The sequence below is a fragment of the Methylosinus trichosporium OB3b genome (genome assembly GCF_002752655.1).
Lineage (GTDB): Bacteria > Pseudomonadota > Alphaproteobacteria > Rhizobiales > Beijerinckiaceae > Methylosinus > Methylosinus trichosporium.
Genome location: NZ_CP023737.1, coordinates 3,023,671 through 3,044,851, shown reverse-complemented (window position 1 = coordinate 3,044,851; position 21,181 = coordinate 3,023,671). Strand labels below are relative to the sequence as shown.

Here is a 21,181-nt window from a genome sequence, read left to right as displayed (position 1 = left end):
GCAATGGCGGGTCCCTTTTTCTTTGGAGGAGGCCATGTTCGATTCACCGGCCGAGCTGGCGCAGCGTCTCGCGCGTGACGCGGAGGCGGTATGCCGCCATTATCTCTACGGGCGCCGCGAAGGTCGTTACTGGCTTGTCGGCGACGCCCGCAACACGCCAGGCCGCAGCCTCTTCGTTCGATTGATTGGTGCTGACAGCGGCAAAGGCGCAGCAGGGAAATGGGTGGATGCCGCCTCGGCGGAACATGGCGACTTGCTCGACATTATCCGTGCGAGCTGTCGTCTCTCCAATTTCCGCGACGTCGCCGACGAGGCGCGGCGCTTCCTCGCTATGCCGCGCTTTGAGCCACGTCCAGACCCGGCGCACCGCCGACCGCAGACCGCATCGAGAGGCTCACCCGAATCCGCACGCCGACTGTTCGCCATGGCTGAACCGATCCGCGGCACGATCGCGGAAACGTATCTCCGCAAACGCGGCATTACAATTTTGCACGAAGCCGCCCGTCTTCGCTTCCATCGACGCTGCTACTATCGCCGACAGAGCGACGGCGAGGTCGAGCCATTGCCGGCGCTCATCGCCGCCGTCACCGATCTTTCCGGAATCGTCACCGGCGTGCAACGCACATGGCTCGATCCGACTGGCGACGACAAGGCGTCGGTGGACACGCCGAGGAGAGCGATGGGCCGTCTCCTCGGCAATGGCGTCCGCTTCGGCGTCGTGGACGACATCATGGCGGCAGGAGAAGGCGTCGAAACCATGTTGTCGCTTCGCTGCGTTCTTCCCACTCTGCCGATGGTCGCAGCTCTGTCGGCCAATCACCTCGCCGCCCTGATACTTCCTCACACGTTGCGCCGTCTCTATGTCGCGCGCGACGACGATCCGGCAGGAGACATGGCGGCCGAGACGTTGAGGAAACGAGCGGCGGCGAACGGGATCGATGCGATGATTCTCTCGCCGACGCTCGACGATTTCAACGACGATCTGCGCTACCTCGGCATGGATGAATTACGGGCAGCTCTCCGCATCCAATTCGTGCCGGAAGACGTCGCGCGCTTCATGAGCCCGGCAGAGAGCGCCACGGCCGACCGAGCGCGAGTCGGCGCGACTCGACTTCGCGCATGATCGAATACCTGTCCCCCTTCGGAAGAGCCGCGTCCACGGCCTTCGAGAGGGGCTATGTCCCGCGGCAATCGATCCGGCCGTGCAACGGCGGGCGACGACAATTTTCCGCCGCCGGATAAATCCGGCTTTGCATCGCGACACAAAATTGCCGCCGCCCGCCGTCCTCCGCTCCGCTTCGGCCGCTCGGCGGTGCAAGCCGGCTCTGTCTTGCCGCTTCGGACGCCCACGAAGGCCGCGATGGGCGCGGCCGATCCGACAGAGGGCGACGCCATGACGATCAACCGCGACGATGCCGAATACGAGCCCCCGCAGGCCTCATCCCCGATCGACCGCGTTCTCACCGAGCTTCAACTCTATGGCCACCGTCCCTTCCAGGACGAGCCCGACAGTCGGCCCCTGCCCGAAGCCGCCGCCATTGCCGGCGCGACCGCGGACATGTTCGACGCGCTCGTCGCGACCCTCGCCGACACCCGACTCGAGCCCGATCTCGAAGACCTGCTCTGGTCGAGCGTCAATCTCTTCCACCGGCCCGTCAGGGCACCGAATCCAGGTTAACGAACTTCCGCTCCTAGGGCGATGGCGAGATAATCCTCGCGCCAGCTCGCGATTTTTCTGCGGAGCTTGATGCTGGTGCGTGTGGGCTTTGTGGCCTTTCGTTGCGGCTTCATGGGCTTGCTCTCGGGCTCTGGCGCCGTGCGGATCATATTGATGGCGAAATGCCTGACGACGGCCATGGTCCGCGCGCCATGGCCCTTGCGCAGACGCGATTGGTCCTCGGCGAAGACGACGTCGAGCACCCAGTGCAGCTGGTTCTCTATGCCCCAATGGCCGCGCACGGCCTCGCCCGCCCGCTTCGCCGCTACGGTATGCACACATCTCGGAGGTTCCAACCTTTGGCGATGGCGTGAAAATATTCCAGGCCGTGGCGCAGCGTGATCGGCCCTGGCGGTTTCGACGACGGATAGCCGTTCCAGCCGCCCAGGCGGGCGATGATCCAGGCGGCCCAGGCCAGGCTATGGCGCTGGTGCGGGTTCTTCTGCAGCGTTGTCCTGCCTCGGTACTGGCCGGCGAGGCCGTCGAGCACGGCGATCTCCGGCGCGCTGAAGGCGATCGTCGCCGATTCGCCGCTCTTGCCGTCGCGCGCCTGCACGAGCTGCAAGGTCGTCGCCGCCGCCTTGGCGGCGATGGCGGCGAGCTTGATCAGGCCCTCGGCGCTGGCGAGCTGGCTGTCCTCGAGCTGCAGGCCATGCGTCTTCATCAGCCGGAACAATTGCTCGATCGTCCAGCGCAGCCGGTACCAGTCGACGATTTGCCAAGCCGCCGCCACATCGGCGACCGCGTGGGTGGTGAGCAGGCGCCAGCGCACCGGCTCGACGCCTTCGGGCGGGTCGAGCTCGACCACCTCGACGACCCGCAACGACACCGTCTCGGGCAAGCCGCGCGCATCCGGGCCGTCGGGGCGCACCACCTCGGCCGAGGTGAAGCGCAGGCTCAGCACCGCTCGGCGCGCCTCGCGCTTGGGCGTGGCGAGCAGCTCGACGGCGCGCGTCGAAACGAAGTCGAGTTTCGCCATGACGCTCGACAGCGTGCCCCCGCAGGCGACGGCGCGGTCGTGCATGGCGCGCGCCAGCACATGAAAATCATCGCCCGGCAGGCGCGCCCAGCAGGCGTAGATGTCGCCCTCGCGGTCGTGCGTCACGGTGACCATGGCGGCCTGCGCCAGCACAGTCTCGGCCTGGGCGCCGGTTTCGATCCAGCGGCGCGATTCCTTGTCCTTCAGCGCGCGCTTGGCGTGAGGCGTCTCGACCCGGCCCTTGCTGCGCGTGCGAACCGAGCCGCCGACCAGGCCCAGGCAGCTGCCATTGTCGGCATCCACCGCCACCATCGCATGCACCAGCACGCCGCGGCCCGAGCCTTTGCCGATCTCGCCCAGGCCGCGCCGCCGGCCCGGCTTGGTCTTGAAGTTGATCTCGCTCGTATCCTGGATGGCCAGCACATGCCTTCCGGCCACCGCCGATCCTGTCTGCTCGCTCCAGCCCTCGATCAAACGCTCGGGCGTCACTTTCTCGTTGGCCAGGAAGCGGCCGAAGGCGACCTCCTGGGCGCGATCGCCCGCGCTGAGCCGACGCAGGCAGATGGTTTGGCGCACGAGGATGCGATCGAGCAGCACCGCCCCCTTTATCGAGACGGCAATCCCCGAACCGGCCCAACGACAGATTTTCAAGCGTCATGGCGACACCCCGAAATGATACGACGTGTCGAGGACAGAATCACACGCCAAGCGCGCGCCGCCAGCGGAATTTCACAGGTGAATCAATTTGCCGAGCTCAGCCGCCTTGTCGTCACCATAACGAGATGTGTGCATGCCGTAGCGCAAGCGGGGAGAGGAGGCGGGAGGCGTCGTCGCCTTCACCCGAACGCATCGCTCGCGACAACCGCATCGCGCGCGGCGCGGGAGAATGAACGCGCGGCGAGAGTCGGCGAATTGAGCAACATGAAAGTCACGTCTCGCCGTCGTCGGCGATCGGCAGATAAACCGTGAGCCGCGTCCCTCCTTCCGGCCGCTTCTCGATGGTCATGCGGCCGCCGAGCGCCTGCACGCGCTCGCGCATGCCGATGATGCCGAGCCCCAATTGCGGCCGCTCGGGAATGCCCTTGCCGTCGTCCTCGACGACGATGCGCAGCGCTGCGCCGCACTCCTCCTCCGCGTCGCCCTCGACCGACGATTCGAACGGCGCGAATTCGATGGCGACGCTGGCGCGGCTGGCGCCGGCGTGGCGAAACACATTGGTCATCGCCTCCTGCGCCACGCGATAGGCGGTCGAAGCGGTCTGCTCGTCCAGGGTCGTGAGATCATGCGGCGCGATCAGCTCCACCGCCACGTCGGGACGCGCGACCTTCCAGGAGGCGATGAGCCCGCCGAGCACGTCGCTGAGGCCGAAATCCGCGAGGCCGCGCGGCCGCAAGCGTCCGAGCAGCCCGCTGATGAGGCTCTGCAGCGCCTCGCAGGCCTTGCCGACATTGGCGGTGATCTGGCGCAGCCGGCCGAGGTCGGGCGCGTCGCTCTCGGCGAGCTCGCCGATCGCATGGGCGCCGGCGCGGATCGAGAACAGGCACGGACCCGCCTCGTCATGGAGATCGCGCGCGATCGCCTTGCGCTCGTCGTCCTGCACGCGCATCAGCTCGCCGAGCAGCGATCGGTTCTCGGCCTTCACCTGATCGAGCGTCGTCGCGAGCGAGTTGACGGCGCCGGCGATGCCGCGGAACTCGCTCGCACCGGCAAGCGCGACGCGCACATTGCTCCTTCCCGCCTCCAGCTCCGACAAGGCCTTTTGCATGTGGCCGAAGGGCGTCAGCGAGCAGCGGACGATGACGAGCACGATTGCGAGTATCGCCGATGTCGCGAGCAGGCTGACCAGAGCGAGCCAGGAGACGTCCGACCAGATCTCGGCGAGCTCGTCGAGCGGATTGGACATGATGGCGATGCGGCCGTAATCGACGCCGCGCACCCGCACCGGAATGATCGAGACGCGCGGCGGAACGTCGACCAGCGCGACGAACCAGCCCGGCAGCTCCGCCGCGCTCGCCGGCCGCCGCGCGAGCGGCTCGAGCGGCGAACCGCCCACTGGCAGAACGCGCACATCGACATGGCGCAATGTTCCGAGGCTCTCGTAGAAGCGCTTCAGCGCCGGGGCGGGATCGCTGGTCTCCTGGATGCTCGCGACCGTCATCAGCACGAGCTCGCGCGTCAACCGCAGGCTGGTCTCGTCCTCGGCGCGAATGCGCGGCCCCGCATGCAGGATCAGAATGCCGACATTCACCAGCAAGGTGGCGACGAGCACGACGCCGATGAGCCAGCTCAACCGCGCCTTGAGCGACAGGGATGACATGTGAGACCGCCGGGTTCGCCGAGGAGAAGAGTTGGACGCGGAGCGCTTCGGCCGGGCGCGCCATGAAGCTCGGCCATTCGTCCAAACATCGGAAGTTTATTGACAAGTCAGCCGAGATTTCAACATAGTCTTCCCGCAATCGCAAAGAAGGGCCACGATGCGCGTCCTCATCGTCGACGACCATCCCATGGTGATCGAGGGATGTCGCGGCATGCTCTCGGGGCAGGCCGATATAGAGGTCATCGAAGCGCATGACGCCGAGGCGGCGCTGAAGTCGCACGCTTCCTCCGCTCCGGACGTGACCGTTCTCGACATCAACCTCCCCGACGCTTCGGGTTTCGATCTTCTGCGCTCTCTGCTGGAGCGCGACGCTCAGTCCAAGATCATCGTCTTCACGATGAATGACGATCCGATGTTCGCGGCGCGCTCGATCGAGCAGGGCGCGCGCGGCTATGTGGCCAAGAACGAGGACCCCGCGAGCTTCGTCAAGGCCATTCGCGCGGTCGCCGGCGGCGAGCGCTATCTCTCCGGCGATCTCGCGCTCAAGGTCGCCTTCTCGGACAAGCGCACCGGCAATCCGCTCGACGTGCTCAACGAGCGCGAGCTCGACATTCTGCGCCATCTCGCCGACGGCAAGGACATGACCGAAATGGCCTTCGCGATGAAGGTGTCCTACAAGACCATCGCCAACAGCTGCGCGCTGCTGAAGCGCAAGCTCGGCGCGCGCTCGCGCTCCGATCTCATTCGCATCGCGGTGGAGAACCGCTTGTCGAAGAAGCTCGGCTGACGCGAACGAGCGAGCCTGAAGGCTCGCGGTCCAAGCGCCGAGTCTGGACCGCGAGCCTTCAGGCTCGCTCTTCGATAGACGCGCTAACGTTCCACCGCGCCGAAACGCTCCTTCAATATCCGCAGCGTCTCCGCTCTGTCGGCGCCGCCGCGGCGCAGCGAGAAGTAATAGCCGCACAGCTCGCCATAGGTCGCCTTGCCGCGCTTCGCGTCGACGACCGCCGAGAGCTGCTCGATGAGGCTCGCATAGTCCTCCTTCATGCCGGCCTCGGCGAGCATGTCGGCGAGCTGCGCGGTGCGATTGGCGACCATGCGCGCGGATTCGAGAAAGGACGCATCGGCGCGCGCCAGGGCTCGGTTGAGCGTCTCGACGCGCGGGTCCGTCGGCGACGCCGCCCGACCCTGCTCCTTGCTCGCCAGCCAAATTGCCGGATCGGCTTCGTCGCGCCGCAGCCATGCGCCCGGCGTCTTGTCCTCGACGCGAACCGCATCGCTCGACGGCGCGTCGTTCTTGCGCTCGTCGTCACACGCGCAGAGCGCGAGACCGACGAACGCGACGACGACGCGCGAACGCGATGTCACACGCGTCATTGCGAGGAGCGACGCGACGAAGCAATCCAGAGCCGCGGGGCGGCGTCTGGATTGCTTCGCTGCGCTCGCAATGACGGGACGTTGGAACGGTCGCGCTCCCATCGCGAGATACGCCTTATTTTCCTTCGACCTTGCGCTTCAATCCTTGCAGGCCCGACGACAGAAATTCCGACATCGCCGTGCGCGCCGCGTCGTCGCTCAGATTTTCCGGCGGCTCATTGCCGGTGTCGCCGCGATAGAGACGGCCATACCATTGCACATCGCTGCCGCCGCCGGCCGCCGGCTTGATCGTGAAGGTCACCGAATAGGAGCTGATCGGCAGCACGTCGAGATTGGGATCGGCCATGCGATAGGAATATTTGAACGCAGCCGGATCATATTCGTCGAGGCTCTCCTTGAGCACGCCGCCCTTGCGGAAGGTGAGCTCGCGCTCCGCGCCGACGGCGTCCCCGCCGGTCGCCTTCACGCTCGCAATGTCCGGATGCCAGGCGGCGAGCCCATCGAATTTGCCGGCGACGGCCCAGACGGCCTTCGGATCGGCGGCGATGGTGATCGACTCGTTCACCTTGATCGGCGTCGGACCATGCGCGAGCGCCGGCGAAACCAGCAGCGCGGCGAGCAGCGTCGTGACGATTGCTTTCATGTTTCTCTCCTTTCGGGGCGTGCGTTTCTGCTTCGACGCGCCGCCGACCATTCGAGCACGGGCGTCGCGAGAAAGGCGACGAGCAGCAGCGCGCTGGCCGACGCGCCGAAGACGGGACGCAGATCCAGCATCGCTTCGCGCCGCCGCGGCGTCGCGGCGGATTCATAGGCGCGCGCCAGCGCTGCGGCGCCTTCGAGATGCGCATAGGCGAGCCCGGTGGTCTGCGCGAGCGTGCGCAGATAGGGCTCGCGCACCGACGAGAGATGCTCGACGCCTGCCGCCATGGTCGCGCCGAAGGGCGCGTTGCGGGCGTTGTAGCCTTCGCGCTGCTCGGCGCCCGGCGGCGGCAGGCCGTGGCGATTCTCATGCGGCACGTCGTCCAGGCCGTAGAAGCCGATCTCGCGGCCTTCGTCGTTGAATTTCGGAATCGGCGACAATTCATAGCCGCCGACGCCGACGATCAGCCCTCGCGTCTCCCCCGGCGCGCCGTCGAAGCTCGGGCCGCCGGACGCCGGCAACGGCGGCGCCTCTTGTCCGTCGGTGAAGAACAGCAGATCCGCGTGCAGCTCCTTCGCCAAATCGATTGCGCGATAGAGACCGGCGGCGATATGGCTGTCGCCTTCCCAGCCCATGCGCCAATCGAGCGCGTCGATCGAGGCGCCGATGAGCGCGAAATTTCCGCAGGTCTCGATCGGCTCATAGAGGAGAAAGGGCCGGCGCTCCGCGAACACGCCGAGCGCGACGCGCGAGGCGCAGGGAAGGCCAGCGATCGTCTCGCGCAGCGCCGTCTTCACCGCGTCGAGCCGGCTCTGCGGACGACCGCCCGCGGCGTAATCGCGCGTGTTCATGCTGCCGGTGATGTCGACGACGAGCAGCGCGTCATAGCCCGGGCGCGCGACGGCGAGGCGCGGCGCGAGGAAGCTCGACGCCAGCAGCGCCGCCGCGGCGAGCAGCGACCAGAGCCGCGGATCGCGCCAATCGGGCCGCATCATGGCAGGCCTTTCGGCGCGCCGGGCGTGTCGGTCCAGAGCTTCTTGGGATCGGCTTGCAGCTCGTCGCCCTGCTCCTGCTGAAAGGCCGGATAATCGCGCACGAGGCGCGAGGCGACGTCGTAATTATATTTGGCGTCCCAGAAATCGGGAACCAGCTGCAGCGCGCGCCGATAATCGCGCTTCGCCAGATTGACGAAAGGCGGCGCGGCGTCGAGCTCGCCGCGCTCGATGAGCTCGAAGGCCTTGCGTAGCAGCGCATTGGCGACGAGATAGCGCGCGCGCGCGAGGAGGGTCGCGGCGGCGCCGCGACGCTCGAGCGCGTCGACCAGCAGGCGGGCGCGATCTGGCTCGTCGCGCTTGGTCAGAAAGGCGATACGCGCGAGGAGAGTTTCGGGCGCGGCGTCCTCGCCGACATCGATGTCATGGCCGGCGCGGAGGCGGTCGATCACGACATTGGCCGCGTGCGCGTCCCGCCAGCGCGTCGCTGCGAGCGCGGTCGCCGCCGCGAGCGCGCAGAGCGCGAGGACGAGCAGCGTCGAGCGCTGCTCCCGCCACAGGCTCGCGGCCGCGCCGCGCGCCTGCGCGAGCTGGACTCGCAGCGTGGCCGCGATCATGCGCGCTCCTCCCGCATGGGCAGGCGCGCTTCGCTCAGCTTGGCGAGTAGCAGCGCGAGCGTCGCAGCGAGCGCGACGGCGAGGAGGATGCCGCTCAGCTCGTCGCGCGGGCGCTTTTCGACATAGAGCACAGGGCGTCGCTCCAAACGGTCGATCTGCGCGATCGCCTGCTCCGTCGCCTCGGGGCCTTCCGCCTCGAAGGCGCGATAGGGAACGCGCAGCGATTTGAAGAAGAGATCGAGATGACGTTCGGGCGCGGCTTGCGGCGTGTCGAATTCTGGGTCCGGCTTGTCATAGATGCCGGCGCTGCCGGCGGTGCGCAGAAACAGCCAATAGAGATTGACATTGGCCTTCTTCATCTCCGCGCGCAGATCGTCCTGGATGCGCGGATCGATCACGCCGGCGCCGTCCGAGACGAGCACGATGGCGCGCGAGCGATCCGGCGCGCCGGAGCCGATCAGCGCCAGCGCCATTGCGAGGCCGCGGCCGATATTGGTGTAGTCGAGGCCCGGGCGGTCGACGGCGTCGATCGCCGCGGCGATGGCCTCGCGATGGTCCGACATCGGCATCAGCAGCATGGGCGCCGTGGAGAAGCCGACGACGCCGACGCGATCATGGCCGCGGCGGTCGACGAATCCCTGCAGCAGGCGCCTGGCCGCGGAGGCTTTGGATTCCTCGCTCCCCGAGGGCGTGCGGCCGGCGAAGGTCTCGTTCATGCTGCCGCTGCGATCGATCAAGAAGACGACGTCGGCGCCTTCGCCGACGCGCTCATATTCCGCGCCGGAACGATAGGGGCCGGCGGCGGCGAAGATCGCGGCGCCGAGCGCGCCCACGCCGAGCGCCTTGATCGCGATAGCAACGAAGCGCGACAGCGCGTCGCGCGGCGCGGCCTCGCTAGAAGAGATGCGCGAGGCGCGCAAGGGAGAGCGCAGCAGCGGCGCGAGAGCGAGAGGCAGCAGCGCCAGAACCCATATGTATTCGACGCCGAAGCCGGTCATCGCGCGCGCTCCCGCCGCGCGAGGGCGCGGGCGACCGCGGCGATCTCGGCCATGTCGTCGTCGCGCGCCGCAGCGTCGCCATAGAAGAGCCGCTCCGACAGATCGAAGAAGCGGCGCAGCGCCGCCTCCGCGGGCGCAAATTGTGGATGGGCGTCGAGAAAGGCCGGAAGGTCGGACGAGAGCACGCTTCGTCCCGCGGTCGCATCGATCGCTCGATGCAGGCTCTGCATCGCCTCGATGGTTTGCGCGGCGTCGGCCGGACGCCATTCCAACGGGCCGAGGCGCCGGGCGAGCCGCGCGAAACGGCGCACACTTCGTGAATGAAAGGGCGGAATGGCGCGGTCGCGCGCGACGAGGAGAAGAGCCAGCAACGTCGCTGCGGCGAGAGCCATGGTGACGCGCTCGCGCTCGCGCTCGCCGATGCGGGGCGGATCGCCATCGGGACGCAGATAATCGACCGCCTCTTGCGCTTTCGTCGGCGTGACCTCGCGCAGCGGCGCGACGCCGACCGACCAGGAGGGAACGGACAAGGGCTCGTCGCCGCCCGGACGCGCGACGATCAGCGTGAAGCCGGGGATTTTGATGTCGCGCACGTCGAGCGACACATAGAAGGTCTGATAGGTGAGATGGAGGCGCCAGCGCCGGCCCTCGGCGGCGGCGATGGGCTCGAGACGACTGTCGCGCAGATCGAGCGAGATGGTCAGCGGGCCGGGGCTCGGCAGCGAGGCGGGGCGCAGGTCGGCGTCCGCCTCGGCGCGAATGTCGACGAAGGCATGAATGAGATCGCCGACGAAATAGCCGAAGGGCCGCTCCGAATGAATCTCCGCGGTGGCCGCCTGCGCCGCTGCGCAGGAGACGGGGAGAGCGAGGAGCAGAGCAAGGAACAGCGTCGCCATTCGCATCGCGCGCCTCACGCCGCCGTCAGGCCGCGGCCGAGCTCGAGCGCATCGAAGCGATCGCGCAGAATGATCGGCGGACGCGCGCGACCATTGGCGAGGCGCGCGATCTCGGCGAAACGGCGGCGTTCGTCATCGATCCAGCGGGCCTGCAGCGCCGGGCGCATCACTTCGAGGCGGCGCGCGCCGGTCTCCGCGTCGACGAGCTCGAGCAGCCCCCAGCGCGGCGGCGTCTCCTCCGAGGAATCGACGATGGCGATGGGGATCGCATCATGCGGCGAGAAGGCCGCGAAGGCGCGGTCGATCAGCGCCGCCGGCCAGCGGAAATCCGAGATCAGAAACACGAGCCGCCGCGCGGCGCCGAGCGCGGCGGCGGCGTCGAGAACGCCCTGCGCCCCGTCGCCGCTGGCGCGCGCGGCGCGCAGGCTGTCGGCGGCGCGCAGCGCGAGCGGTCGCGATGCGCTCGCTGGAAAGAGAAGCTCTTGCCGCAATGCGCGATCACAGCCGATCAGTCCGAAGCGGTCGCCGATGCGATTGGCGGAAAAGGCCAGAGAGGCGACGAGATCGGCCGCGATGTCGTGCTTGGCGCCAAAGCCCATGGACGCGGACAGATCGACGATCGCATAGACGTCGATGGCCTGCCGCTGCTCGAAGCGCCGCACATAGGTTTCGCCGAAGGGATCGCGCAAGGTCGCGCGGAGGTCGATGCGGCGCGCGTCCGGGTGGCGCAGAAACGGCGTTTGATCGCGAAACACGCCGAAGCCGCCGACCTCGCTCGACGCATGCGCGCCGATCCGATTGGACAGGAACCGCCCGCGCGGCCGATAGGCGATGTCCTGCGGCGCGGTCATGGCGTCGGCGTCGCGTCGAAGACGGCGCGGCACAGCCGCTTCACCGGCTCGTCGCCGCGCATCGCATAGATCGGATCGACGAAGATGCGATGCGCCATGACCTCGATGAAGATCTCGCGAATATCCTCGGGGACGAGATAGTCGCGGCCTTCGAGAAAGGCGCGCACGCGCGCCGCGGCGACGAGAAAGGCGAGGCCGCGCGGGCTCGCGCCGCCCTTGACGAGATGAGCGACGTCGAGATCGGGCAGGGAGACGGAAGCGCCGGCGGGATCGAGCAGAGCGGTCCAGAGGCGCAGGACATAGCGTTGCAGCGCCTCGCTCGCCGTCACTTGTTCTTGAATCGCGCGCGCGACATCGACGACGGCGCGATAGTCGAACGAGCCGGGCTCGACGCGCCGCACCAGCGCGTCGGGATCGTGAAAGCGCGGGTCGAACAATAATTGCCGCCGCGTTTCCTCGTCGCGCGGCGCGGCGACGGCGATCTCCATGAGAAAGCGGTCGCGCGCCGCGGCCGGCAGCTCGAAGGTCTCCTCCCGCTCGATCATATTGCGGTCGGCGAAGACCTGGAGATGTGGAAAAGCATATTCGCGATCGAAGGCGGAGACGCTTCGCTCGGCCATCAGCCGCAGCAGCAGCGAATGCACTTGCGGACGGGCGCGGTTGATCTCGTTGAAGAAGAACACCGAGAGGCGATCGGCCTGGCGCAGCAAGGCTCCCGGCTCGACGCGCGGGCGGCCGTCGTCGGCGAGATAAGTGTGATAGAGCAGATCGGTCGGCATCATGTCGACCGTGCCTTCGACACGGACGAATTCGCCGCCGAGCGCGCGCGACACGGCGCGCAGCAATGTGGTCTTGCCGACGCCGACATCGCCCTCGAGCAGCACATGGCCGCGGGTGAAGATCGATATTGTGATGAGCCGGATCGCGCGTCGCTGGCCGATGACGGCCTTCTCGATCTCCTGCTCGAATCGATGGGCGCGTTCCCGCCATTGAGCGAGCGATCCGTCGATTGTCATGCTCACGCGCGCGCCCTTCGATCTGCATCGGCAGCGCGGCCACGATCTCGGGAAGGACACGATGCGTTGTTGTCGAATGACATCGTTGGTCCAGATCGTGGCCGCGTGTTCTCTCGTCCAGAGCGTTGACGCTCTAGCATTCTCTCGTTCGAGCGAATTCCGATCGATCGAACGAATCGATCGGAACGCGCTCTAATCATTCGCGGCGACGTCCGATCGCTCGGACGACGCCGTTCGGGCGAATGGCGCTCGCCGCGAAGGGTGATGATTTCCTTATTCGGCCGGGATCTTGTCGACCTCGTAGATCCATTTGCCGCTCTTCTTGAAATAAGCGATGCGCTTCTGATTGCGCGCTTCCATGCCCTGGATGGAGGTCTGCTGCTTGGCGAGTTCCTTGGGGTCATGCTTGGGATCGTATTTCGAGCCCGCGATCTTATCGGGGAAGCCGGGCTTGGGCTCCCAGCAATTGCCGGCGGCCTTGCATTTGGTGCCGTCATAGGCGAGCGCCGCTCCGAACGGAGCCGAGCACAGCGCCGCCGCGAGAGCGAGCGCGACTGTCCGATGCTCAAACTTCATTTGCTTGTCCTCCCTTTATGATACAAGCGAAAGCGCGCTCGACCCGCCGAGCGCGCTCTCCCTTATTTCCCTTTCGCCGGGGCGCAGAGGCCGGGGGCGTCGTCCGGGAATGTTTCGCCCTGCTGATAGGGCTTGTAGGCCTTCTTCTGCGCTTCGGTGAACCAGGGCGCATCGGCGACGCCGTCCTTGTAGAGGTGCCGGACCCAAGCCATCACCTTCAACATTTCGTCGAGCGTCAGATTGCCGTATTGCGGGCCCATCGACGCTTGCGCGCCGCCGAAGATGGTGGAGAACAGGCCCACATCGGTCGCATTGTCCGGATAGGTCCAATAGCTGTCGTTGAGGCCGGGACCGATCTTGCCCTCGCCGAGGTGGCCATGACAGCCGGAACAGGCGGAGAGGAAAATCTGCTCGCCCTGCTTGAGACAGCTCTTGTCCTCGATATAAGGATCGACGCCCGTCTCCAAGAATTTCTTCACGCCGGGCGTGTCGCGCCCTTCCGGTAGAGCCTCGTTGAAGTCGAGGGGCTCGCCGGTGACCGTGTTGTGAAAGCCGAGTGACGACGATTGGCCGAGGGCCGTTGTCGCAATCGAGCTCATCAACGCGCAGCACAGCAGAATGGACGCGCTTTTCTTGTTCCTGGTCACGATATTTTTCTCTCCCTGCTCTCGATCCGCAAGATGGCTCGATCCGATATTGCTGGATCAATCAATGAGCGAGCGAGAGAAGCGGAACGCCTTCCGCTTCGAGAATCGCGTCGATCTTCGGCTTTGCGGTCGTCAACGCAGCGTCGATCTGCGCGAGCAGCGCCGTGTCGTCGCGGCGCACGCCGACCGACTGATCGAATTGCTGCGGAACTTTCTCTCCATTGCTCTTGGCCGCATCGTCCGCGATCGATTCGACGCGCAGAGCGGTCGTCGACGATTTGACGTAGCGCGCGACGTCGGGCGCGAAGGCCACGGCGATATCGGCCGAGCCGGTCGCCACCTCCTGCACCATGCGGCTCGGATCGATCTGCGTGTACTGATTGCGCGCCGAACGGAAGTTCACGAGCGAATAGAGGTAATTCATATTGTTCTCGTAGAGGCCCATGTCCTTCATCAGGACCTCGCCGGGCGAGCCGAAGGCGACAGCCAGATGGCCGAGGCTCTTCAGCCGCGCGTCGTTCCAGGACTTGATGTCGAGTCCCCGATCCGCGCGCGTCACGAACACATAGCCGGCGCGATAATAGGGCTTGGAGCTGGCGACGCGCGGATCGCCGGTGTCGAGGCCGATGACGACGTCGCAGAGCTTCTTGTCGAGAAGGTCGCGCACGACATAGATGGCCGGCCGGTCGGTCCAGACGAATTGCGGCTTGCGCTTCATCGTTTCGGCGACCACGACCGCGATCTTGTTCTCGAGGCCGGTTTCGTCGGCCATGGACAGCGGCGGCTGATTCTTCGATGCGCAAATCCGCAGCGCGTTCGGATCGGATGGCGGCGCGAGGGAGGTCGACGCAGACGGGGCGGGCTCCGCATTCTGAACGCCGAGAGACGCGGCCCCGGCGGTCGCGCTCCACAGCAGCGTCGGCAGGCAGAGCGTCGCGATCGAGCAGATGTTACGAGTCATAGGTCACCCCGGAAGCCATTCGCGGCACAGGCGTCCGGACGCGAAAGCGCCCGGACGCGAATCTTCTTGCCGATGCGATCGGCGGCGATGCGGCGAAGGGTCAGTTCGCCTTGTACTCGCCGAGGTTCACGTCGTCATAGGGGCCATTGCCGTTCAGCGAGAACACCATCACGCCGCCGCCCATCTGCGTGTAATTGGCGAGCTGCTTGAAGGCGCCCACCGCGCCGAGGCCAGCGGTCGGGTCCTGAAGGTCGAACACGAGGCCCACTCCCGGCCAGCCGCCGACGCCGTACAGGATCGCGACATATTCGACGCCCTTGTGCTGATAGACGATCGGATGGCCGATGACGCCGGACGGCAGCTTGAACTTCCACAGCAGATCGCCGGTGTCGCTGTTGCGCGCCTTGATGAAGCCGTCGAGCGTGCCGTAGAACACGACATTGCCCGCGGTCGCCGCAGTGCCGCCCCAAACGGCGAAGCGCTCCATCTTCTCCCATTTGAACTTGCCGGTGATGGCGTTGTAGGCCTTGATCTGGCCGAGACCCTCGCCCTTCTGCCGATCGCCCTTCGGACCCGGAAACATGTTGAGCGTCGCGCCGACGAAGAACTGACCCGCGCGATAGGGAAGCATGAAGGGCTCCCAATCCATGCAGATGTGGTTCACGCCGAGGAAGAACAGCTCCTTGGTCGGATCATAGGAGTCGAGGCCCTGGTTGTGATAGCCCATGGCCGAGGGGCACACGTCCTTGGCCAAATGATCCATGCGCGTGCCATATTCCGGATCGCGAACCGGCAGGCCCGATTTCAGATCGACCTTCTTGAACACATTGACCGTGTCGTCGATCTTGTCGGCGGAGACCAGCGTGCCGTCGGTGCGGTCGAGCGTGTAGACGATGCCGTTGCGGTCCGGATGGGTCAGCAGCTTGCGCAGCTTGCCTTCCTTGTCCTTCTGCTCGCTGAGCATCATGAAGTTGATGCCGGCGTAGTCCCACTCGTCGTGCGGCGTCTTCTGATAGCCGAACTTGGCTTCGCCGGTCTCGAGATCGCGGCCCCAAATGGTCATCGTCCATTTGTTGTCGCCCGGGCGCATCGTCTCGTTCCACGGCGCCGGATTGCCGCTGCCGTAATAGACGAGATTGGTGTCCGGATCATAAGCGAACCAGCCCCAATTGGTGCCGCCGCCGATCTTCCAGGCGTCGCCTTCCCAGGTCGCGGTGCCGAGGCCCTTCTGGCCATAATGCGGATTGGCCTTGTTGAAGTCGTCGCCGATCAGCACGTCGGAGTCCGGGCCGGTCGCATAGGCGCGCCACTTCTGCTCGCCGGTGCGCACGTCATAGGCGGTCATGTAGCCGCGCACGCCGAGCTCGGCGCCCGAGGAGCCGATGAGCACGATGTTCTTATAGACATGCGGGGCGACGGTGAGCGTCGAGCCGACCTTATAATCGGAGTTCTCGATCTTCCACACCAGCGCGCCGGTCTCGGCGTTGAGCGCGACGACATTGCCGTCGAGCAGCGTCTTGATGATGAGGGAGGGCGTGAAGCCGTCGGTCGGCCAATAGGCGAGGCCGCGATTGACGATGTCGCAGCAGGCGACGGCGCGGGCCGCGGCGTTCTGCTTCGGCTTGTCCTGCCAGAGGATGCGCGTCGGATCGTCGAGATTGAGCGCGAAAGTGTTATTGGGGAAGGAGGTGTGGATATACATCTTGCCGTCGACGACGATCGGCGAGCCTTCGTGGCCGCTGAGCAGGCCGGTCGAGAACGACCACGACACCTTCAGATTCTTGACATTGTCGGTGTTGATCTGGGTCAGCGCGCTATAATGATTGGCGCTGTAGTTCTTTCCCTGCATCACCCAATTGTCTTCGCTCTTCGTCAGAGCCTCGAGCTTGTCCTCCGCGCGCGCCGGGGCGGAGAGCGCGAACGGCGCCGCGAGCAGGACGCTCACGAGGGATACGGAATTCAGCAGCTTCCTCATCGACGAGTCCTCCTGCGACGGGCGCACGCGCCTCGTGGCGCTTTCGTCGAGCGCTTTCGTCGCCTCGTAAAAATAGATTTGACGGTCGTGTGGTCCGAAACCGTCTTGGTTTTTGCGTCCATCCCTTCTCCACTGGGGAGCTCGATGACGGAATGGGTGGACCGCGAGCATATAAGTTTAGCCGCGTTGCTCTGTCTGCATGATTTATCGGTCATGTCGGACGGGAAAAACATGCAATAAAGACGGAAAATCTCTCGCATCGCCGCGCCGCGCAAAAACGGCTAAATTTGCTCATGAAATCGCGACGCGCACATGCGATTCGAGAAGCAGACGAGGAAGTTCGAAGCATGAGCTCGAGGCGTTCGCCGGCTTTGGCGCCGTTGTTTCTCACCACGCCGGCGCGGCGGCTCGGCGTTGTCGTTTCATCGATCGCGACACTGCTCGCCGCCGCGATCCTCGCTTCGCCGGCTCGCGGCGCCGGATCGGCCGCGATCGAGGAGGCCGCGCTCTATCCGCGCGATGATCGGCGCATCTTCGGGCGCGCCGATGAGGAGCGCTTTCGCGGCGCCGGCGTGCTGATGTGCTACACCGACGCCGGGACGCTGGAGCGCGCCGCGGCCGGATGGCTGATCGGCTCGCGCGATCTCGTCGTCGTCAACGCGCACAACTTCATCGATCGCAGCGGCGCGCCGACGCGCCCCGTGGGCGACTGCTTCTTCCGCATCGCCGGGCTGGACCTCTATTTCGATCCCGAGACGCTGCGGCTCGGGCCGCCGCAGGGCGCGGCGCTCCACATCACCGATGATTGGGCGCTGCTGCGGCTGCTGTGGCCGGCGCCCGAGGCGGTCGAGCCGCAGCCGGAGCCGGATGCGAGCGGCGTCGCCGCCGGCGCGCCCCTGCGGGTGGTCATGGTTTCGCCGGCCGGACATGGCAACACGCGGCTCGCCGCGACGCTCGAGGATTGCGCCATCCATCGCATCGACGAGGCGACCGAAACCCACATTCGCCGAGCCCGTCACGATTGCAACGACGGCTATGGCGGCTCGGGCTCGGGTCTGTTCGACGAGAAGGATCGCCTGATCGCCATGCACAGCGCCTCGCTCGATATGAATGCGCGGCGCGCCTTCGACATCGAGACGCATTATGGCTCGGCGCTGCTGTTCGAGGGCGATCTGCTCGCGGCGATAAGGGAGCAGCTGCGCGCGCCGAGGTGATGCGCGATTGAGACGATAGGCGAAATGGTGGGCGGCACAGGGATTGAACCTGTGACCCCTCCCGTGTGAAGGGAGTGCTCTCCCGCTGAGCTAGCCGCCCGGGATGGCCCACCTGTACGAGACGATCCCGCCTCCCGTCAAGTGCGCGCTATCGACGAAACCTCGCCTTTCTCCCCGGCCGCGCGTGCTATAGGCGGGCGATGAGCTTTCCGCCCCCTTCCCGACGCAGCGCCGTCGCGCCCTTCATCGCCATGGACGTCCTCGCCGAGGCGCGCGCGCTGGAGCGGCAGGGGCGGCGCATCGTCCATATGGAGCTCGGCGAGCCCGGCGCGCCGGCGCCGCAGGCCGTTCGGGCGGCGGCGGAGCGCGCGCTGCGCGAAGGAGCCATCGGCTATGCCGAGGCGCTGGGGCGGCCGGAGCTGCGTCGGCGCATCGCCCGCCATTACGCCGACGCCTATGGCGCCGAGGTTTCGCCGGAGCGCGTCGTCGTCACCACCGGCTCCTCCGGCGCCTTCGTGCTCGCCTTTCTGGCGGCGCTGGACCCGGGCGCGCGCGTCGCCCTCACGGCGCCCGGCTATCCGGCCTACGCCAATATTCTCGCCGCGCTCGGGCTCGAGCCGGCCTTCATCGAGATCGCCCGCGAGACTCGCTTCGCGCCGACCGCGGCGGCGCTCGAGGCGGCGCATCGCCAGCGGCGGCTGCAGGCGGTTCTGCTCGCGAGTCCGGCCAATCCCACCGGCGCGATGATCGAGAGCGGGGAGCTCGCCAAAATCTGCGCATTCTGCGCGGAGGCGGGGGTCGTTCTCGTCTCCGACGAGATCTATCACGGCCTCTCCTATGCGCAGCCATGCGAGACCGCGCTGACGCATTCGCGCGAGGCGATCGTCGTCAATTCCTTCTCCAAATATTACGCCATGACCGGCTGGCGGCTCGGCTGGCTCGTCGCGCCGGAGGGGCTGGTGCGGCCGATCGAGCGGCTGCAGCAATCGCTCGCCATTTCGGCGCCGACGCTGGCGCAGATCGCCGCGCTCGACGCCTTCGAGGCGACGGCGGAGCTGGAGGCGGTGAAAGCCGGCTATGCGCGCAGCCGGGCGCTGATGCTGGAGCGTCTGCCGCAGCTCGGCTTCGATGATTTCGCGCCGCCGGACGGGGCGTTCTATTTTTATGTCGACGTCTCGCGCTTCACCGCCGATTCGGCCGCCTTCTGCCGGCGCATGCTGGAGGAGGCGGGCGTCGCGGCGACGCCGGGCGTCGATTTCGACCGCGCGCGGGGAGGGCGGGCGGTGCGCTTCTCCTATGCCGGGCCGGAGGCCGAGATCCGCCTCGGCCTCGATCGCCTCGCGAATTGGCTGGGCAAGAGCGGGGACGCGGCGTTATGACGCGTCGTCGACCGGCCATTCGCCGGAGAACACGCCGCCCTCATTGTCATGCGCCTCGACGCGGATCGTCCTCGCGCCATTGGGCTTGTAGGAGAAGCGGAAGGCCGGGTCCTCGGAGAGCGAGATGCCGCCCTCCATCGAGAAGATCAGCGCGTCGCCCTGGCGCACCTCCACCCGATCGATGAAATGGGCGGGGATATAGGCGCGCGAGATCGGGTCCATCTGCAGGCCGGAATTATTGGGATGGCGGATCATAATCTGCGCCTCGCGGCGGGCCGGGTCGGCGCTCGAGAAACGGCGGAACTTCATCTTGCCGAGATTGGCGGCGGCCTCGTCCTGATCCTTGATCGCCGGCGCCGAGCAGCCGCCCGAGGCCTTCACGAATTTGACCACCGAATGCAGCGCTCCGTCGGCGGTCTCGGCGACCACATGCACATTGGTGTAGGAATTGACCCGCACGCGAGTCTCGATGGAGGCGACGGCGGCGCCCTCGCCGATCGTGAAGGCCGCGGCCATGGGCATCGGATTTTCGTCGATGACGAGCGTCGCCTTGCGCACCGCGGGGTCGACGAGCGTGATGGTCATCGGCACGATGGCCGCATCCTCCGCCCGCACCGGCGCCTGCAGCGCCACGACGCCCTCATGCGCCGCGATCGGCCGGTCGTGGAAGATGTCGGTGACGAGGCCGGGCCAAGGATCGATTTTGGGCGCCTGCGCGAACGCCGCGCCGGCGAGCAGGCTGGCCATGACGGCCGCCGTGAGGCGGAGCGCGGTCCGCGAGCCTTCCGGCTCGCCGCCGCTGCGAGGCTTCCGAGCCGGAAGGCTCGCGGTCCGGCGGATCATCTCTTTCCTCCTCGTTTTCGCCAATCTACCTCTCGATAGGGAGCGAGCTCAAGGGCTGTCCCATTCGAGCTCGGCGAAGCCCGCCGTGGCGTTGCGGACATTATAGTCGTGGAAGAGGCTCCAGGCCGATTTCTCACTCTGCGCCGCGCTGGTCGCGGCGGCGCCGAGGCTCTCGCCCGCGGCGATGGCGGCGCGCAGATCGCGGGTGAGCCGTTGGAGATAGGCGGCCTGCGCGTCGAGCGCCTGCGGCCAGGGAGCGACGGCCGGCCCATGGCCCGGCACCACCCGCCTCGCGTCGATGCGCCGCAGTTCGTCGACGACGGCGAGGAAGCCGAGGAGGCTCCCGTCGACCACCGGCACATGGCGCAGGAACAGCAGATCGCCCGCGAACAGCGTGCCGCTCGCCGCGTCGAGCACGGTGAGATCGGCGTCGCTATGCGCCGTGCGCCAGGCGCGCAGCTCGATGCTGCGGCCGCCGAGATCGAGCGTCGTCACGCCGTCGACGGTGAGGGTCGGCGCGATGAGCGCCACCTCGTCGATCAGCGGGCCGAGCGCCGCGCGGAAAGAAGAGAGATAATGCGGGCCGCGCGCGGCCAGCGCCCGCGGCAGGTTCTTATGGCCGACGAACAGGGCGCCCGTGTCGCGGAAGGCAATATTCCCGAAAATATGATCGGGATGGACATGGGTGTTGATGACGTAGCGAAGGGGCTTCGTTGTGCGCTGCTGCAGTGCAGCGAGGAACGCGCGACCCTCCGCGGCGCTGCCGCCGGTGTCGATCACCGCGACCGCCTTCTCGCCGACGATCGCGCCGAGATTGGCGATGTCGCCGGAGTTCTCCTGCGTCATCAGGGCGAGCTGTCCCTGATGGACGAAGACGCCCGGGGCGACCTCGTTCAAATCGAACGCGCCGGCGCTGCGCGCAACGAGACAGAAGAGGGCGATGGCGAGCGCTGTTCGAGTGCATTGCAGCATGGTCGAGTCTGCGTCCTTTCTAGATGTTTCCCGCAAGAAACGAGGAAGTTTCGGCATGGCTTTTGGGGATTGCGCTTCAATCCTGTGCGACATATTATCCCGCCGTTTCCAACCCAAAAGACGGTCTTCGGCCGGGAACCGAAGGTCGTCTCGACGGAGATACGGCGGGGCTGCGGGCGCGGCGTTTCCGCCTCGTCGCAGTGGTGCGAGCCAC

The 21,181-nt window shown here is 66.7% G+C and carries 20 protein-coding genes, 1 tRNA gene and 2 pseudogenes; 5 read left to right on the top strand and 18 right to left on the bottom strand.

Annotated features, from left to right (window positions below; genetic code table 11):
• Positions 1 to 34: 34 nt before the first annotated feature.
• The gene (locus tag CQW49_RS14550) at positions 35 to 1,123 is read left to right on the top strand and encodes a DUF7146 domain-containing protein (RefSeq protein ID WP_003615742.1); all 1,089 of its coding nucleotides are present in this window, start codon (positions 35 to 37) and stop codon (positions 1,121 to 1,123) included.
• A gap of 270 nt (positions 1,124 to 1,393) precedes the next feature.
• Positions 1,394 to 1,657 (top strand): annotated as a pseudogene (locus tag CQW49_RS14545) (hypothetical protein); the annotation flags it as partial.
• 17 nt (positions 1,658 to 1,674) lie between these two features.
• Here the strand turns inward: CQW49_RS14545 and CQW49_RS14540 are convergent.
• The 3 genes and pseudogenes from CQW49_RS14540 to CQW49_RS14530 all read right to left on the bottom strand — a co-directional run.
• Positions 1,675 to 1,968: pseudogene (locus CQW49_RS14540) on the bottom strand (ISAs1 family transposase); the annotation flags it as partial.
• Between the two features lie 14 nt (positions 1,969 to 1,982).
• The gene (locus CQW49_RS14535) at positions 1,983 to 3,293 is read right to left on the bottom strand and encodes an IS4 family transposase (protein WP_244441296.1); all 1,311 of its coding nucleotides are present in this window, start codon (positions 3,291 to 3,293) and stop codon (positions 1,983 to 1,985) included.
• 331 nt (positions 3,294 to 3,624) lie between these two features.
• Positions 3,625 to 5,013, bottom strand: coding sequence for a sensor histidine kinase (locus tag CQW49_RS14530; RefSeq protein WP_003611855.1), 1,389 nt, complete (start codon positions 5,011 to 5,013; stop codon positions 3,625 to 3,627).
• A gap of 157 nt (positions 5,014 to 5,170) precedes the next feature.
• Here CQW49_RS14530 and CQW49_RS14525 point away from each other — a divergent pair, with 157 nt between their 5' ends.
• Positions 5,171 to 5,800 (top strand): response regulator transcription factor, encoded by a 630-nt coding sequence (locus CQW49_RS14525; protein WP_003611856.1) that lies wholly within the window; start codon positions 5,171 to 5,173, stop codon positions 5,798 to 5,800.
• An 83-nt stretch (positions 5,801 to 5,883) separates the two neighbouring features.
• On the opposite strand, the gene CQW49_RS14520 is transcribed toward CQW49_RS14525, so the two are convergent.
• The 12 genes from CQW49_RS14520 to CQW49_RS14460 form a co-directional block, all read right to left on the bottom strand.
• On the bottom strand, positions 5,884 to 6,390 hold the full coding sequence (locus CQW49_RS14520) for a hypothetical protein (RefSeq protein ID WP_024749660.1): 507 nt from the start codon (positions 6,388 to 6,390) through the stop codon (positions 5,884 to 5,886).
• Between the two features lie 115 nt (positions 6,391 to 6,505).
• Positions 6,506 to 7,033 (bottom strand): SRPBCC family protein, encoded by a 528-nt coding sequence (locus CQW49_RS14515; RefSeq protein ID WP_003611858.1) that lies wholly within the window; start codon positions 7,031 to 7,033, stop codon positions 6,506 to 6,508.
• Positions 7,030 to 8,025 (bottom strand): vWA domain-containing protein, encoded by a 996-nt coding sequence (locus tag CQW49_RS14510; protein WP_065083606.1) that lies wholly within the window; start codon positions 8,023 to 8,025, stop codon positions 7,030 to 7,032. Before CQW49_RS14510 ends, CQW49_RS14515 begins: the two co-directional genes overlap by 4 nt.
• Positions 8,022 to 8,639, bottom strand: a complete 618-nt coding sequence (locus CQW49_RS14505) for a hypothetical protein (protein WP_003611860.1) — start codon at positions 8,637 to 8,639, stop codon at positions 8,022 to 8,024. Before CQW49_RS14505 ends, CQW49_RS14510 begins: the two co-directional genes overlap by 4 nt.
• Complete coding sequence (locus CQW49_RS14500; protein WP_003611861.1) at positions 8,636 to 9,637, bottom strand: vWA domain-containing protein; 1,002 nt, start codon at positions 9,635 to 9,637, stop codon at positions 8,636 to 8,638. The genes CQW49_RS14505 and CQW49_RS14500 overlap by 4 nt, the downstream gene beginning before the upstream one ends.
• Positions 9,634 to 10,533, bottom strand: coding sequence for a hypothetical protein (locus tag CQW49_RS14495; RefSeq protein WP_024749662.1), 900 nt, complete (start codon positions 10,531 to 10,533; stop codon positions 9,634 to 9,636). The genes CQW49_RS14500 and CQW49_RS14495 overlap by 4 nt, the downstream gene beginning before the upstream one ends.
• Positions 10,534 to 10,547: 14 nt before the next feature.
• Complete coding sequence (locus CQW49_RS14490; RefSeq protein WP_003611864.1) at positions 10,548 to 11,384, bottom strand: DUF58 domain-containing protein; 837 nt, start codon at positions 11,382 to 11,384, stop codon at positions 10,548 to 10,550.
• Positions 11,381 to 12,400, bottom strand: a complete 1,020-nt coding sequence (locus CQW49_RS14485) for an AAA family ATPase (RefSeq protein ID WP_003611865.1) — start codon at positions 12,398 to 12,400, stop codon at positions 11,381 to 11,383. The genes CQW49_RS14490 and CQW49_RS14485 overlap by 4 nt, the downstream gene beginning before the upstream one ends.
• A gap of 273 nt (positions 12,401 to 12,673) precedes the next feature.
• On the bottom strand, positions 12,674 to 12,976 hold the full coding sequence (locus tag CQW49_RS14475) for a methanol dehydrogenase [cytochrome c] subunit (RefSeq protein ID WP_003611868.1): 303 nt from the start codon (positions 12,974 to 12,976) through the stop codon (positions 12,674 to 12,676).
• Positions 12,977 to 13,038: 62 nt separating this feature from the next.
• Positions 13,039 to 13,623: a cytochrome c(L), periplasmic gene (moxG, locus tag CQW49_RS14470; protein ID WP_003611869.1), complete on the bottom strand. Its 585-nt coding sequence runs from the start codon at positions 13,621 to 13,623 to the stop codon at positions 13,039 to 13,041.
• Between the two features lie 61 nt (positions 13,624 to 13,684).
• Entirely contained in the window at positions 13,685 to 14,584 is a 900-nt protein-coding gene (gene moxJ / locus CQW49_RS14465; RefSeq protein WP_003611870.1) for a methanol oxidation system protein MoxJ, read from the bottom strand.
• A 100-nt stretch (positions 14,585 to 14,684) separates the two neighbouring features.
• The gene (locus tag CQW49_RS14460) at positions 14,685 to 16,559 is read right to left on the bottom strand and encodes a methanol/ethanol family PQQ-dependent dehydrogenase (protein ID WP_003611871.1); all 1,875 of its coding nucleotides are present in this window, start codon (positions 16,557 to 16,559) and stop codon (positions 14,685 to 14,687) included.
• A 347-nt stretch (positions 16,560 to 16,906) separates the two neighbouring features.
• On the opposite strand from CQW49_RS14460, the gene CQW49_RS14455 reads away from it, so the two are divergent.
• The gene (locus CQW49_RS14455; RefSeq protein WP_003611872.1) at positions 16,907 to 17,773 is read left to right on the top strand and encodes a trypsin-like peptidase domain-containing protein; all 867 of its coding nucleotides are present in this window, start codon (positions 16,907 to 16,909) and stop codon (positions 17,771 to 17,773) included.
• A gap of 25 nt (positions 17,774 to 17,798) precedes the next feature.
• On the opposite strand, the gene CQW49_RS14450 is transcribed toward CQW49_RS14455, so the two are convergent.
• Positions 17,799 to 17,873: transfer RNA gene (locus tag CQW49_RS14450), tRNA-Val, on the bottom strand.
• A gap of 100 nt (positions 17,874 to 17,973) precedes the next feature.
• Here CQW49_RS14450 and CQW49_RS14445 point away from each other — a divergent pair.
• Positions 17,974 to 19,152: an aminotransferase class I/II-fold pyridoxal phosphate-dependent enzyme gene (locus CQW49_RS14445; protein WP_003611873.1), complete on the top strand. Its 1,179-nt coding sequence runs from the start codon at positions 17,974 to 17,976 to the stop codon at positions 19,150 to 19,152.
• On the opposite strand, the gene CQW49_RS14440 is transcribed toward CQW49_RS14445, so the two are convergent.
• Both CQW49_RS14440 and CQW49_RS14435 read right to left on the bottom strand, forming a co-directional pair.
• Complete coding sequence (locus CQW49_RS14440) at positions 19,147 to 19,995, bottom strand: quinoprotein dehydrogenase-associated SoxYZ-like carrier (protein WP_003611875.1); 849 nt, start codon at positions 19,993 to 19,995, stop codon at positions 19,147 to 19,149. The genes CQW49_RS14445 and CQW49_RS14440 overlap by 6 nt on opposite strands.
• A 48-nt stretch (positions 19,996 to 20,043) precedes the next feature.
• On the bottom strand, positions 20,044 to 20,967 hold the full coding sequence (locus tag CQW49_RS14435) for a quinoprotein relay system zinc metallohydrolase 2 (protein WP_003611877.1): 924 nt from the start codon (positions 20,965 to 20,967) through the stop codon (positions 20,044 to 20,046).
• Positions 20,968 to 21,181 lie beyond the last annotated feature (214 nt).